This is a genomic window from Sediminivirga luteola, assembly GCF_014639315.1.
Taxonomy (GTDB): Bacteria; Actinomycetota; Actinomycetes; order Actinomycetales; family Brevibacteriaceae; genus Sediminivirga; species Sediminivirga luteola.
Window position 1 is genome coordinate 107,497 of the sequence record NZ_BMFY01000009.1, and the last position, 13,333, is coordinate 120,829.

General features: G+C 70.0%; 17 protein-coding genes and 1 tRNA gene. 15 read left to right on the top strand and 3 right to left on the bottom strand.

What is annotated here, in order from left to right:
• Positions 1-101: 101 nt before the first annotated feature.
• Entirely contained in the window at positions 102-263 is a 162-nt protein-coding gene (locus tag IEW13_RS11095) for a hypothetical protein (RefSeq protein ID WP_188550981.1), read from the bottom strand.
• Positions 264-473: 210 nt separating this feature from the next.
• Between IEW13_RS11095 and IEW13_RS11100 the strand changes: the two genes are divergently transcribed.
• The 15 genes from IEW13_RS11100 (at position 474) to IEW13_RS11170 (ending at position 11,447) form a co-directional block, all read left to right on the top strand.
• On the top strand, positions 474-887 hold the full coding sequence (locus IEW13_RS11100) for a hypothetical protein (RefSeq protein ID WP_188550982.1): 414 nt from the start codon (positions 474-476) through the stop codon (positions 885-887).
• Between the two features lie 421 nt (positions 888-1,308).
• Positions 1,309-4,149 carry a DUF4040 family protein gene (locus IEW13_RS11105; RefSeq protein ID WP_188550983.1) on the top strand — a complete coding sequence of 947 codons (2,841 nt, stop codon included), beginning with the start codon at positions 1,309-1,311 and terminating at the stop codon, positions 4,147-4,149.
• Positions 4,146-4,505, top strand: coding sequence for a sodium:proton antiporter (locus IEW13_RS11110; RefSeq protein WP_188550984.1), 360 nt, complete (start codon positions 4,146-4,148; stop codon positions 4,503-4,505). The genes IEW13_RS11105 and IEW13_RS11110 overlap by 4 nt, the downstream gene beginning before the upstream one ends.
• A complete protein-coding gene (locus IEW13_RS11115) occupies positions 4,502-6,031 on the top strand; it encodes a monovalent cation/H+ antiporter subunit D family protein (RefSeq protein ID WP_188550985.1) in 1,530 nt (509 codons plus the stop codon). The genes IEW13_RS11110 and IEW13_RS11115 overlap by 4 nt, the downstream gene beginning before the upstream one ends.
• Positions 6,031-6,384 (top strand): Na+/H+ antiporter subunit E, encoded by a 354-nt coding sequence (locus tag IEW13_RS11120; RefSeq protein ID WP_188550986.1) that lies wholly within the window; start codon positions 6,031-6,033, stop codon positions 6,382-6,384. The genes IEW13_RS11115 and IEW13_RS11120 overlap by 1 nt, the downstream gene beginning before the upstream one ends.
• Positions 6,385-6,642: an MrpF/PhaF family protein gene (locus IEW13_RS11125; protein ID WP_188550987.1), complete on the top strand. Its 258-nt coding sequence runs from the start codon at positions 6,385-6,387 to the stop codon at positions 6,640-6,642. It begins immediately after the preceding gene.
• Positions 6,639-6,995, top strand: coding sequence for a cation:proton antiporter (locus tag IEW13_RS11130; protein WP_188550988.1), 357 nt, complete (start codon positions 6,639-6,641; stop codon positions 6,993-6,995). The genes IEW13_RS11125 and IEW13_RS11130 overlap by 4 nt, the downstream gene beginning before the upstream one ends.
• Before the next feature lie 115 nt (positions 6,996-7,110).
• Positions 7,111-7,935: a fluoride efflux transporter FluC gene (locus IEW13_RS17465; protein ID WP_229745100.1), complete on the top strand. Its 825-nt coding sequence runs from the start codon at positions 7,111-7,113 to the stop codon at positions 7,933-7,935.
• Positions 7,932-8,306 (top strand): fluoride efflux transporter FluC, encoded by a 375-nt coding sequence (locus IEW13_RS11140; RefSeq protein WP_188550989.1) that lies wholly within the window; start codon positions 7,932-7,934, stop codon positions 8,304-8,306. The genes IEW13_RS17465 and IEW13_RS11140 overlap by 4 nt, the downstream gene beginning before the upstream one ends.
• Before the next feature lie 331 nt (positions 8,307-8,637).
• Positions 8,638-9,261 (top strand): PepSY domain-containing protein, encoded by a 624-nt coding sequence (locus IEW13_RS11145; protein ID WP_188550990.1) that lies wholly within the window; start codon positions 8,638-8,640, stop codon positions 9,259-9,261.
• Positions 9,262-9,670: 409 nt separating this feature from the next.
• Complete coding sequence (locus IEW13_RS11150; protein ID WP_188550991.1) at positions 9,671-10,255, top strand: dihydrofolate reductase family protein; 585 nt, start codon at positions 9,671-9,673, stop codon at positions 10,253-10,255.
• Positions 10,252-10,557 (top strand): hypothetical protein, encoded by a 306-nt coding sequence (locus tag IEW13_RS11155; RefSeq protein ID WP_188550992.1) that lies wholly within the window; start codon positions 10,252-10,254, stop codon positions 10,555-10,557. The genes IEW13_RS11150 and IEW13_RS11155 overlap by 4 nt, the downstream gene beginning before the upstream one ends.
• Positions 10,558-10,588: 31 nt before the next feature.
• Positions 10,589-10,888, top strand: coding sequence for a DUF4287 domain-containing protein (locus IEW13_RS11160; protein ID WP_188550993.1), 300 nt, complete (start codon positions 10,589-10,591; stop codon positions 10,886-10,888).
• On the top strand, positions 10,885-11,292 hold the full coding sequence (locus IEW13_RS11165) for a VOC family protein (protein ID WP_188550994.1): 408 nt from the start codon (positions 10,885-10,887) through the stop codon (positions 11,290-11,292). Before IEW13_RS11160 ends, IEW13_RS11165 begins: the two co-directional genes overlap by 4 nt.
• A gap of 11 nt (positions 11,293-11,303) precedes the next feature.
• Positions 11,304-11,447, top strand: coding sequence for a hypothetical protein (locus tag IEW13_RS11170; RefSeq protein WP_188550995.1), 144 nt, complete (start codon positions 11,304-11,306; stop codon positions 11,445-11,447).
• 46 nt (positions 11,448-11,493) lie between these two features.
• Here the strand turns inward: IEW13_RS11170 and IEW13_RS11175 are convergent.
• Together IEW13_RS11175 and IEW13_RS11180 are read right to left on the bottom strand one after the other, a co-directional pair.
• A tRNA-Leu gene (locus tag IEW13_RS11175) sits at positions 11,494-11,570 on the bottom strand.
• A 365-nt stretch (positions 11,571-11,935) separates the two neighbouring features.
• Positions 11,936-13,306, bottom strand: coding sequence for an NAD(P)/FAD-dependent oxidoreductase (locus tag IEW13_RS11180; protein ID WP_188550996.1), 1,371 nt, complete (start codon positions 13,304-13,306; stop codon positions 11,936-11,938).
• Positions 13,307-13,333 lie beyond the last annotated feature (27 nt).

A 13,333-nucleotide genomic window follows, 5' to 3' on the forward strand; every position in this document is an offset into this window, starting at 1 on the left:
GCGAGGGGAGCCGCCTCGGGGCCGGCCTCCGCCATCGCCTCGACCGCGTGCAGGGCTCCCGCCGGCTGGCTCCCTGGATCGCGGAGGTCGGGTTCGATGCCTCAGCCGTAGCCGCCGTAGGGATTGCGGTAGGCGCCAAGCGCGTCGATGATCGCGCGGCGGGCGTGCGCGCTGCCGGTGGTCACCGCCTCGAACCGGTGGCGGTCGAGAACTCTCGCGTGCGTCGTCATGAAGGTCCGTGCGCGGGGCACATCGATACTCATGGACATCGCCCTGTCAGGGACCCGTATTCCCGTCTTGTACGAAACGGCCAGCTGTCCGCGTTCCCGCGGGAGGCTACCGGACCGCACACGTTCATCACGTGTTCACGCGTACCGTCCATGATCCGTGATGACGGGCCCGTCATACCCCGAGGGCCTGCCCGCCGGAAGGGGCGCACCCGCCGGCCGGCCCGCACGCCGAGGAGGAGCACCATGGCACAGCAACCGGACAGGACGCTCCCGGCCGGAGCCGCCGTGAGCACAGGGACCACGGGCGTCCCGGCCAGGCACCGGAACCTGTGGAACCGGCTGGTCCCGCCCAGCGGGCCGGCCGAAACGGTGCAGGGCGAGGCTCTGCGCATCGCCGGGAACATCCATGACGGGCTCGCCCGCCACGGCAGGGCCGACCATGACCACGACTGCCGCGCGATGCTGCGGGAGTTGCCGGCCTATCTGGCACTGGGCACGACCCTGCCGGCCGAAGAGTTCACCGAGGCGCGCCGGATCGCCGAGGCGCTCCGCACCGGCAGGCCGGCGCCGGCCGAACGGCTGTCCGACCTGGTGGCGCGGTGGATCGCCCGGAACCCGGCGCCGATTCCGCTGGCGAGGCCGCCGTACCGGCGCTGACCGCCGCAGGTCTCGAGCGGCTGGAGGCCTTGAGCGGATAGGGACGTCGCGCCCGCCTGCGCCGCCCGATGACCGCGGCCGCATCGCAGACCCGCGCCAGGCCGGAGCCTGTTACCGACGCCGCTCCGGCACCGCCTCGCGGCCCCTGGCGCATGCGTCCGCCCCAGGCCTGACGAGGGACGACGCCGGTCTAGCACATGCACGCGCATGCCTGTCCCGCGGGCATGTCGCATTGACTGTGATCAGCGCCATCGGCTAGAACTGTGGGAACGAGTTCGGCAGGATCGTCCGATCCTGAACGTGGTGTGCCGGGAAGTCTGGTCGGCGGTACTTGTCGTCGACCCGTGAGGTTCTCACCTGTGGCACTACGAAGGTTTCCCCTGCGTCCGCGACGTGAAGGTGTCGATGTGAAAGCACGGCCGTGCCGCTGAGCCTGATCCTCGCCCTCGCGGGCGGGCTGGTGCTGTTCGCTGCCGTCATGGCACGAGTCCTGGGACGCCGCGCCGGATGGCCCATCGCCGCCGGCATGGGTGCCCTGGCCGCCGCGGTCGCCGCGCGCGCACCCGGTTCCGGAGCCGTCACCGAGACCGTCTCGTGGATTCCCACCATCGATGTGGCCCTGCGGCTGCGCCTGGACGGCCTCTCCTTCCTCTTCGCGCTGCTGGTGCTGATCATCGGCGCCCTGGTGATGGTGTACTCCTCCGCGTACACCTCCTCCAAGGGCGCAGTCGGGTTCTACACCCTGATGACCGCGTTCGCCGCCTCGATGCTGCTGCTGGTCCTCGCCGACGACCTGATCGTGCTGTTCGTGGCGTGGGAGTTCACGACGCTGTGCTCGTACCTGCTCATCCTGCGCTCGAACCGCAAAGCCGGCCCCCCGGCCACCCGGACCCTACTGCTGACCGCCGGTGGCGGGCTCTGCCTGCTCGGCGCGGTCGCCCTGGTGTCGAACCGCACCGGCACCACCGAGCTGACCGCAGCCCTGAACCACGAGGCCTGGGCACAGGATCCGGGCTTCGCGGCGGCGGCGGCGATCCTGGTGGCAGTGGCCGCCATGACGAAGTCCGCGCAGTTCCCGTTCCACTCCTGGCTCCCGGACGCGATGGTCGCCCCGGCCCCGGTGAGCGCCTACCTGCACGCCGCGGCGATGGTCAAGGCCGGCATCTTCCTGCTGATGCTCTTCGCCCCCGCTGCCTCCCACTCACCGGTGTGGCCGGTCATGCTGATCGGCTTCGGCCTCATCACCGCCGTCATGGGGGCGCTCTTCGCGCTGCAGCGGACCGATCTGAAGGAACTCCTGGCGTACTCCACCGTCAGCCAGCTGGGCCTGCTGATGGCCGTCATCGGCGTCGGCACCCCCGACGCGATGCTCGCCGCGAGCGTGCACGTGGTGGCCCACGCGCTGTTCAAGTCCGCCGGCTTCATGCACGTCGGCTTCCTGGAGAAGCGCCTGGGCACCCGTGACATCCGCGAACTCTCCGGCCTGTGGCGCTCGCGCCCCTGGGACGCGGTGATGATCGTCCTGGCCGCCGCCAGCATGGCCGGCATCCCGCCGGCGCTCGGCTTCGTCAGCAAGGAACTCGTCTTCGACTCCATGCTGCTGCTGCCGGCCGGCAGCGCCCTGGGCTGGACCGTCGCGCTGATTGCCAGCGCCGGCGCCGTGCTCACGGTCGCCTACAGCGCCCGGATGGTCGTCACCACCCTCCCGGGACCGGCCATGCGGCCGAACGAAGGAGTCCGCACCGGCGCGATGTCCCTGGCGATCAGCCTCGCCGCGGTCACCGGCACCGGGATCGGCCTGACGGTGTGGCTGCTGGACGATCTGCTCGCCCCTGCAGCCGCGGTGTCCGCCGGCGTCGGGGCGGGCGAGATCTACGGCCTGTCCCTCTGGCACGGCTTCAACGCGCCGCTGGCGCTGTCCGCCGCGGCCGTGGCCGGCGGCTTGCTGATCACCGTCCGCCGCACTGCGGTGGACCGGCTACTCGTCGGCCGGTCGCTCTTCCCCTCAGACGGCACGACGCTGGTCCAGGCCTCCCAGGACGGCATCATCCGGGGCGGGCGCCGGGTGGGCGATCTCACCCGCACCGACTCCCCCGCCGCCCATCTGGCGGTACCGGCCGTGCTGATCGCCATCGCCGGCGCCGGCCTTCCGCTGCTCTGGCCGGGCTGGGGCACCGCGAACGTCGAGGCTCCGGATGTTCCGCTGTTCATCATGGTCGCCGCCGGCGTGATCGCCGTGATCGTGGCCCGAGCGCGGCTGGCGGCGATCATCTCGGTCGGCGTGGCCGGGTTCGCCGTCGCCATCTGGTTCTTCGTCCTCGGCGCCTCCGACGTCGCCCTCACCCAGCTGCTGGTGGAGATCCTCACGGTCGTCATCATGGTGCTGGTCCTGCGCCGCCTGGGCCGGGAATTCACTCCCACTCCTCGGGCCCGCCGCGTCGGCGCCGGTATTGCCGCCGCGGTCGCCGGCGTGACCGCGTTCTTCGCCACTCTGGCGTTCACCGGCCACCGCGGGCTCTCGCCGGTCGGCGAGTACTTCCTGCGGGAGGCCGAGAACGACACCGGCGGCACCAATGTGGTCAACACCATCCTGGTGGACTTCCGCGCACTGGACACGCTCGGCGAGCTGGTGGTGCTGGCGATCGCCGCGCTGGCGATCAACTCGCTGCTGGTGGCCCGCCGCCCGGTCTCCGGCCCGGCCCCGTCGCTGCTGCGGACCCCGCTGGCAGATCCGGCCAGCAACGCCGTGTTCCTGCGCGTCCTGGACCGCTTCCTGGTGCCGCTCATGCTGATCGGCTCGGCCTATGCCCTGTTGCGCGGTCACAACGACCCCGGCGGCGGCTTCATCGCCGCTCTCATCGGTGCCTCCGCCCTCGCCCTGGCGTACCTCTCGGCCTCCTCGGACGAGAACCGGCGCCTGAACCGGCCCTATCGGGCCATCGCCGGCGCCGGCATCATCGTCGCGGTCGGCTGCGGCCTGCTGGGGCTGCTGGACGACTCGTTCCTGCGGCCGCTGCACTTCGACGTGCTGGGGGTGCACATCACCACCGCGCTCATCTTCGATCTGGGCGTGTACCTGGCCGTGTTCGGCGTCATCCTGGCCGCGCTCAACCTGCTGGGCACCCGGCAGGGAGCCCAGGAGACCGCCGAGGGCCTCCCCGCACCGGAGGAGACTCCGGTGACGGTCGCCGCCCCCGTGGCCCCTGCCGCAGCTGGGCGGGGACATGACGACGGGCACAGCACAGAGGAGGCACGCTCATGATCCTCGCCCTGACCATCGCCGTGCTCGTGGCCGGAGCGGTGTACCTCGTCCTGCAGAAGGACTTCTTCCGGGTCGTGCTCGGCTTCGTGCTCCTGAGCCACGCGGTGAACCTGCTGCTCTTCAGCGCCGGAGGGATCGACCGGCGCGGTGAGCCGCTCGGCTCCGGGCCCGACCCCGCGGTGACCGCCGACGCGCTGCCCCAGGCGTTCGTGCTGACCGCGATCGTGATCGCCTTCGCCATCACCATCTACCTGATCGTGCTGGCCGTGACCGGCAGACCGGACACCGACGGCGACGCCGCGGCGGGTGCAGCTGGCACCGAGCAGGACACCGATGACGAGGAGGCTCGCCGATGATCGAGATGCTCATCCCGATGTTCGTCGCCGTGCCCCTGATCATGGCCGGCGTCACCGCCTTCGGGCAGGAGGGACGCCGCTGGCCGCTGGCCGTGCTGATGACGGTCCTGGCCGCCAACCAGCTCGCCGCGATCCTCCTGGTCGCCCGCACCCGTGACGGCGAGGTCCTCGGTCACGGCGTCGGCGGCTGGTCCGGCGGCATCGCGATCCCCTTCGTCGCCGATGCCTTCTCCGCGCTCATGCTGGCGGTCACCGCCCTGCTGACCCTGGTGTGCTCCTGGTTCGCGATCGCCGCCGGCACAGGGAAGATCAAACTCTTCGCGCCGCTCGTGCTGGCGCTCACCGCCGGGGTGAACGGTGCGCTGCTGACCGCGGACTTCTTCAACCTGTTCGTGTTCATCGAGGTCATGCTGCTGCCGTCCTACGGCCTGCTGGTCCTGGCCCGGCGCGGCGAGGGAACGCTGCGCTCGGTCAGCGGCTCCCGGCTGTACGTGACCTTCAACCTGTTCGTGTCGACCGTGTTCCTGGCCGGCGTCGCCCTCATCTACGGAACCGCCGGGACGGTGAACCTCGCCGAGCTGGCCGGCGCGGCGCAGGAATCCCCGCTGGTGGCGGCGGCCACCGCGGTGTGCCTCTTCGCCCTGGCGATGAAGGCCGCCTGCGTGCCCACCCACGGCTGGCTCGCCCGGGCCTACCCGTCCACCTCCCCCGCCGTGACGGCCCTGTTCTCCGGTCTGCACACCAAGGTGGCGATCTACGCCATCTACCGGGTCTACGCAGTGGTCTTCGACGGCGACGAGCGCTACCTGTGGATCGGCCTGGTGGTGTTCTCCCTGACGATGGCCATCGGCGTGCTGGGCGCCGTCGGCGAGCAGACCACGCGCTCCATCCTGGCCTTCCACATGATCAGCCAGATCGGGTACATCCTGCTGGGCGTGGCGCTGTTCACCGAGGCGGGCCTGACGGCCGGCATCTTCTACCTGCTGCACCACATGATCGTGAAGGCGTCCCTGTTCCTGTCCACCGGGGCGGTCGAGGAGCACTACGGCACAGGGAACCTGGACCGCCTGCGCGGGCTGGTGCGCAAGGAACCGGTGATCGCGGCGAGCTTCTTCATCGCGGCGCTCTCCCTGGCGGGGCTGCCGCCGTTCTCCGGGTTCATCGCCAAGCTCACCCTGGTGCTGGCCACCGTGGAGGCCGGCCACATGACAGTGGTGGCGGTGGCCCTGGCCGTCAGCCTCATCACGCTGCTGTCCATGCTCAAGATCTGGAACGCCGTGTTCGCCGCGCCGCGCAAGGAGAGCGAGGAGATCGAGGAGCTGGCAGCCTCCGCGGGGCCGGGAACGCAGCGGGTCATCACCGCAGCCAAGACCGGGGTGCGCACCTCCCTGGTCCTGCCCGGTCTGCTGCTGGCGCTCGTGACGCTGTGCCTGGGCCTGGGGGCCGAGTTCCTCCTGGGGCTGTCCTCCACCGCAGCCGCCGGCCTGCTGGACACCAGCTCCTACGTCGAGGCGGTGATGCGCTGATGCGCCTGCTCACCCTTCCCTTCCGCGTGGTGATCTTCGCCTTCTGGTTCGGCTGGCAGATCATCGTCTCAGCCGGGGTGGTGCTCGCCGATATCCTCACCCCGGGGTTGCGGCACGAGCCCCGCGTGGTGCGGATGCCGCTGGAGTCCCGGACGGACTTCCACACCACGGTCATCGCCTGCCTGATCACGCTCACCCCCGGCACGCTCACGCTGGGCGTGACCACCGAGACCGATGGCAGGCGCACGCTGCTGATCCACAGCATGTACCACACGGACGATGCTTCCGCCCTGACCGATCTGAACGATATGGAGCGGCGGATGCTCCGCGCACTGACTCTGGGAGGCGCCTAAGTGATCGCCCTCGACATCGCCATCGCCGGCTGCTTCGTCGCCCTGCTCATCTCGGTCCTCCGGATCGTGCTCGGCCCGACCGCTGCCGACCGCACGGTCGCGGCGGACCTGCTGACGTTCTCCGTCATCGGGCTGCTGGCCCTGTACGGCACCAAGCACGCCAGCCAGGGCACGTTCGACCTGATCCTGGTGGCGACGCTGGTGGCCTTCCTCGCGGCCGTATCCCTGGCCCGGGCCCTGACGAGGGGGCGCCGATGACCGTGCTCGCCATCATCGGCCAGATCCTGGTGATCCTTGGCGCGGCCATCTTCGTTGCCGCCGGGATCGGCCTGCACCGGCTCAAGGATCCGTACACCCGCACCTCGTCTGTGGCGACCGCCGCGGGTCTGGGCGTGGCGTTCATCGTCGCCGGCTGCCTGTTCATGGACCCGGACCTGTCCTCCACCGTGAAGGCCGTCATCGCGATCTTCCTGCAGCTGGTGACCTCCGCCGTCGGCGGTATGGCCATCGCCCGCGCCGCGGTCCTGTCAGGGCACCGGTTCATGAAGGGCACCGACACCGGGGAGCTCGACGGCGCGGAGATGGGCGAGCCGGACCCCTCCCAGGACTGACTGCCCGCGGAGGGGAACCGCCGGGCGCCCCGTTCCTGCGGTTCCGCGTCCGGACGCGCGCCCGGATCGCCCGGGGCCGGGGCACAGGACGCGGCGGTGGTCGTAAGCTGCTCCCGTGCCTGAACCACTCCGCCCGCGCCGCCGCGCCACCGATATGCCGGCGGCCGACGACTCCTCTGCCAACGCCCCTGCCGCCGCAGGGCCGGCCGATGGCTCCCTCGGCGACCCCGCCGGCACACCGGCCGGAGCTGCGTCCATGCCACCCGCCAGGACCTCCAGCTACGACCCTGACGGCCCGCACGGCGGACCTGCCGCCGATGACTCCGCTGACCCCGGGCCCGGCAAGGTTCCTGCCGGTACTCCCGCCGGGGCCCGGGATGCCGCTGCCCCTACGGGAGGGGGCGGCTCCCTGGGGAAGACCGGTGTCGGGGGAACCCTCGGCATGGCAGCCCTGGTCGCCGTCGGCGGCGCGTTCGGCACCGGGGCACGCACTCTGCTGGACACGGCGCTCCCCTCCCCCGCGGTGGCGCCCTGGCTTCCCTCCGGTGTGCTGACGGCGAACCTGAGCGGTGCTTTCCTGATCGGGCTGCTGGCGTCCCTGCTGGCCGGGATGCGCTCAGACGACCCGGGCCGCCACCGGCTGTGGCTGCTCCTCGGCACGGGCGTCCTGGGCGGATACACCACGTACAGCGCTCTGGCGCTCGACACCTCCACGGGGCTGCTGAGCGGTTCCGGGACCGCCGCCGCTCATGCTGCGCTCTACGCCGGCGGTTCCGTCGTCGCCGGGGTGGCGGCCTGCGGCCTCGGCGTGGCGCTGGCGGTGATAATCCGGCGGGCGTTTTCCACTCGCCGGGCAGACCGGAGCGAACGCCACCGGGAGCCAGAGGACGGCCGGGACCCCGTGTCCCGCGCACGCGATCCAGAGGGCGGGCAGCGATGACGATCCTGGCGATCATCGGCGCCGGAGCACTCGGCTCGGCACTGCGCTATCTGAGCGAGAGCCTGGTGCCGGCACGGCTCCGTTCCCGGTTCCCCTGGGGCACCTGGCTCGTCAACATCGCCGGTTCCTTCCTGTTGGGCCTGCTGGCCGGCGGTATCGGCGACCCGTTCTGGAGCGTGGTCCTGGGCACCGGCCTGCTGGGCGGGTACACCACGTTCAGCGCCGCGAGCCTGCAAGTGATCGAGCTGGCCCAGCAGCGACGCTACGCCGCGGCGTGCAGCCATGCGACCGGGATGCTCCTCGCCGCCGTTCTCGCGGCTACCGCCGGACTCGTTCTAGGCGGCATCGTGGCGGGCGGCAGCACGGGCTGAGTTGCGCTGGGCGGCAGCACGGGCTGAGCTGAGCCGCGGCTGGACTGCATCGGGGTCGCAGGACCACGGCTGCGCTGAGGGGCACCACGGCCTGCGCTGCGGCGACGGACTCAAACGCACGTCAAGGTAAAACGCGAGCGCTTCTCAGCCGGTTCACGAGGCACCCGCCGCGCGCCGAGGCGGGAGAGCGTCAGCGATGTCGTGAATCCAGAACAGCACTCGCCTCACCCACGCATCCATCCATCCACGACGCGTAGCCGAGTCGGACGATGAGAAAACCCTCATCGCCTCTGGCTGGACCCTCCGGGTACGGAACTGCGAGCATGGAAACATGACGATGACACGTGCTTCTGTCCTGTTCGGCTCGACGCTTCTGGCCGGAGGGCTGGTCCTGTCCGGTTGCACCGGTGTGGACACCGGCGACCCCGGCACCGAGCCCGTCACCGTCCCACCTCCCGTCGGCGGCGACGACGGCGCTGCGGAAGCGGACGGCGCCGAGGGCAGCGGGAATCCGGACGGTACCGAGGCCCCAGGAGGCGGCACCGACGCCGAGGTTCCCAGCCAGTACGCCGGGCCGCTGGCGGCCGTCGCCGCCGCTGAGGAGGAGACCGGGGGCACGGCCTTCGAGATCGACTCCGACGACGGCGCTTGGGAGGTCCACGTCGCGGTCGGCGACGATGAGATCGAGGTCCGGGTGGACTCGACGGGCCAGGAGGTCCTGGGCACCGAGCGCGAAGGCGGGCTGGACTCCGATGACCGCGAAGGCCTGGAAGCCGCGCAGATCTCGCTGAGCGAGGCCGTGATCATCGCGATCAACGAGTCCGGTGCGAGCGGCCCGCTGGACGACGTGGATCTGACCAGGGAAGACGGCCGGCACGCCTGGGACGTCAACTTCGACGATCTCGAGGTCTACGTGGACGTGACCGACGGCAGCATCATCAAGATCGACGACTGAACGGGTTCACACCCTGGATCGCCCGCGGCGCACCCTCCGGAAGAGTCGGTCACGGGCCCGCCAGCGTCGACTTCTGCGCCCCGTGCGTGCCCGTCCTGTGCCCGTTCTGCGCCCCGTGCGTGCCCGTCCTGTGCCCGGGCGCAGCTGAAGAATGAGGATGGCCACCCCGGGCAGATAGTGGCGGCGAGCCCCGGAGGAAGGGCACGGCGGCCGTACCTCGTCGTCATTGTCCCCTCCTCTCCATGCATACCCGGCCTGAGGGCACGCATGGGCGGTCGTGCGATGCCTCGGTCACGGCAAGTCCCCGGGAACTCATCCCCGTACTGTTGACCACTTCCCGATCGACCCCTAATGTACAACCATATGGTTGCGCATTTAGCGGCGCCAGTTCACCGGTCAGGAAGGGCCTATGGGAACGCTGATCATCACCGCATTCACCTCGCTCGACGGCGTCATGGAGGCTCCGGGAGGCGAAGAGGGGTACCGCAACGCCGGGTGGAGCTTCAACCAGATCCCCTCGGACGACGCTGCTTACGAACTGAAGGACTATGAGCAGGCAGAGGCCGGAGCGCTGCTCCTCGGCCGTCGCAGCTATCAAGCTTTCGCACCGATCTGGCCCGCGATGACCGAGGACTTCGCCCGCTACAACACCCTGCCGAAGTATGTGGTCTCCACGACCCTGACCGAGAATGAGCTTGTGAGCAATTGGGGCACAACCTCGATCCTCCGCTCCCTGGAAGAGGTCGCCCGGCTGAAGGAGACCGAGGGTGATCCCATCCTCGTCCACGGCAGCGCCACCCTCGGGCATGCCCTGGCCGATGCCGGCCTGGTCGACCGCTACCACCTGCTGGTCTTCCCTCTGCTTCTCGGCGCGGGGAAGCGGCTCTTCAGCACGGCCGACAAGGATGCCACCCGCCTGCGCCTCGCCGAGCACGAGGCCTATAGCAACGGCGTGCAGAAGATGGTCTACGACGTCGTCCGGGCGGAATCGTGAGCACCGTAACCGCGGACATCACGATGTCCCTGGACGGCTATGTGACCGGCCCCGACAGCGAGCTCGGTCGGGGCGGTGATGCGATCCAGCGGTGGGCGTTCAACGCCAAGGACTCTCCACGGGACGAGCAGTCCTCGAGCACGCCGCGTCGCGTACCGGGCGACTTCCGTATCCACCCCTCCCCCGTCCTCATGGCTGCCGGTACCCGCCTCTTCGACCTGGTCGACGAGCGGATCCTGCTCACCCAGACCGACGTCGTCGTCACCGACCACGCCACCCACCTCGCCTACCGAGCCGACTAGCTGCGGCGGCGCTTTCCAGACAGGAGAGATCGTGTCTTTCCAGGCCTACCTCGACAACATCGAGACCAAGACGGGCATCACGCCCCGACGATTCACTGAGCTCGCCGCTGAACGAGGTTTCGGGCCCGGCACGAAGGCGGCGCCGATCATCCAGTGGCTCGCCGAGGATTACGGGCTGGGGCGCGGCCACGCGATGGCCCTCGTCCACGTGATCACTAAGGGTGAGACGGTCAGCGCCAAGCATGTGGGCACCGGAAGCACGCACAGCGACGCCGGGGACCGCCTGTGGCTCGACGGCAAGGACACCCGTCCGGAGGACTGGGGATCATGACGCGCTCGATCAGCATCGCGCTGCCCATCGAGGACCGGGCAAGATCCTACGCCTTCTACCAGGAGACCCTCGGTCTCAAGCCGATCGGCGAACCGGCCGAGGACGGCGTTCCGGAGCCGCTGCAGTTCCGGCTGGACGAACGCACCGCGCTGGCGCTGATCCCCAGCGGCGGCTTCAGCTGGGTCATCGGTGGCCGGGAGGTCGCGACGCCAGGGATCAGTGAGGTCCTCTTGGGGCTGAGCGTGGCATCGCCCGAGGAGGTGACCGCCGTCGTCGACCGGATGCGCGCCCATGGCGGACGGGTGCTGGCAGAACCCGAACAGCAGGACTGGGGCTTCACCGCCGTAGCCGCGGACCCCGACGGCCACGCCTGGCAGATCGTCGCCGAGTCCGAGGGAACGTGAAGCGAGGACCGATGACCGGCACCTCGGCCGAGGCTCACCGTGAATCGCTGCAACTGCCCAGTGTGCGTGGAGCCATCGCCGAGGCGGTGCCGTTGCTGAGCGGAGAGATGAGCAGCTTCCAGTACGACGTCATAGCCTCGCCGCTGCGCGACTGAACAGGGCCGTCGCTCACCGCTCTGCCACCCTGGGCCTCAAGGCCGGTGGTGCCCCCGGTGGGACTCGAACCCACACTGAGCGGATTTTAAGTCCGCTGCCTCTGCCGATTGGGCTACGAGGGCGTGCTGACAGTCTACTGACCGGCTCGGTATGACGGTGCCGCTACATCGTCGATCCGCCGTTATGTCGTCGCTGTGCTCGTATAGATCGTCACTCTCCATACGTGTCACCGAGGTCCTGAGACATCACAGTCACTCTCCATATGTGGGGAGCGACGACGTACGGGCGCAGCGACGATTTAAGCGCGAACGCCTCGGACGGGGCACCGGTCGCAACACGACGCGCTGGCCCGAGCACTCAGCACAACGGCCCGCAGCCCCGTCAGGGGCGGCGGGCCGTCGGCGTGTCCCGGTCAGCGTCGGCTGGCGCCGGCAAGGCCAGCACCGGCAGCGCTGATCAGGACCGGGCGCTCAAGCGAAACGAGGCTTCAGGAAGCCTTCTCCTTCTTGGGGGCCGGCTTGGACTGCGCGGCCTCCACGAAGTTCTTCCGCGGCACGTCCAGGTCCTTCAGCGGGGTGAGGTCCCGGCCGAGGATCGCGCTGATGATCCAGTTGGCGAACACGCGCTTCTTGCGGTCCAGCGTCGGGATCGCCGCACCGTGGTAGCCGCGGTGCATCAGCCAGGCGAGCACGCCGCGCGCTTCGAAGTCACCGATCTGCGAGACGCCCTGGTACAGGCCCAGGCCGGCGACGGAGCCGATGGTCTTGTGGAAGTACTGCTGGAAGTCGGTGCCGCCGCGCAGCGCCTTGAGCACGTTCGCCGCCAGCACGGGAGCCTGGCGCACCGCGTGCTGCGCGTTCGGCACGCAGAACCCGCCGACGCCGCCGCCGGTCAGATCCGGCACGGCGGCATTGTCGCCGGCGCCCCAGGCACCCTCGACGACGCCGTTCTCGTCCTCCACCTGAAGATCGGCGCGGACGGTGAGGCGACCGCGCTCGTCGATCGGCAGATCGGAGTCGATCAGCACCGGGTTGGCCTTCACGCCGGCGGTCCACACGATGGTGTCGGCGTCGAACTCCTCGCCGTTGGAGAGCTTGACGTGCTTGTCGGTGCAGTCCTGCAGGAAGGTCTCCAGGTACACGTCCACGCCGCGGCGGCGAAGGTCCTCGACGACCCAGCGGGCCTGGGCCTCGCCGACCTCGGGCATGACCCGGGCCATGCCCTCCACCAGCACGAAGCGGACGTCGGACTGGGTAAGGGTGTCGTACTGGGCGATGGCGTCGCGGACCATGTCCTCCAGCTCGGCCAGGCCCTCGATGCCGGCGAAGCCGCCGCCGACGAACACGATGGTGAGCAGCCGGCGGCGCTCCTCGTCGTCTTCCACCAGGGATGCCTCGGCCACGCGGCTGAGCACGTGGTCACGCAGCGCGACGGCCTCTTCGATCCGCTTGAGGCCGATGGCCTCCTCCTCCAGGCCCGGGATGGGCAGGGTGCGGGCGACGGAGCCGGCGGCCAGGACGATGTGGTCGTAGTCGAGCTCGAAGGCCTCGCCGGTCTCCGGCTCGATGACCGCGGAGCGGTCGGCGTGCTTGATGGAGGTGACCTTGCCGGTGATGACCTCCGCGCCGGGCAGGTTGCGGCGCAGCGGCACGACGGCGTGCCGGGGCTCGATCGAGCCGGCCGCGACCTCCGGCAGGAACGGCTGGTAGGTCATGTAGGGGTTCGGGTCGACCACGGTCACGGTCGCCTCGCCACGGCCGAGCTGCTTGAGCAGCAGCCGGGCAGTGGTCAGGCCGAGGTAGCCGCCGCCGACGATGAGAATACGAGGACGCAGTGTGGAGTTCCTGATGAGTGCCATGTGCCCATCGTAGGCGATTGTGAAAGT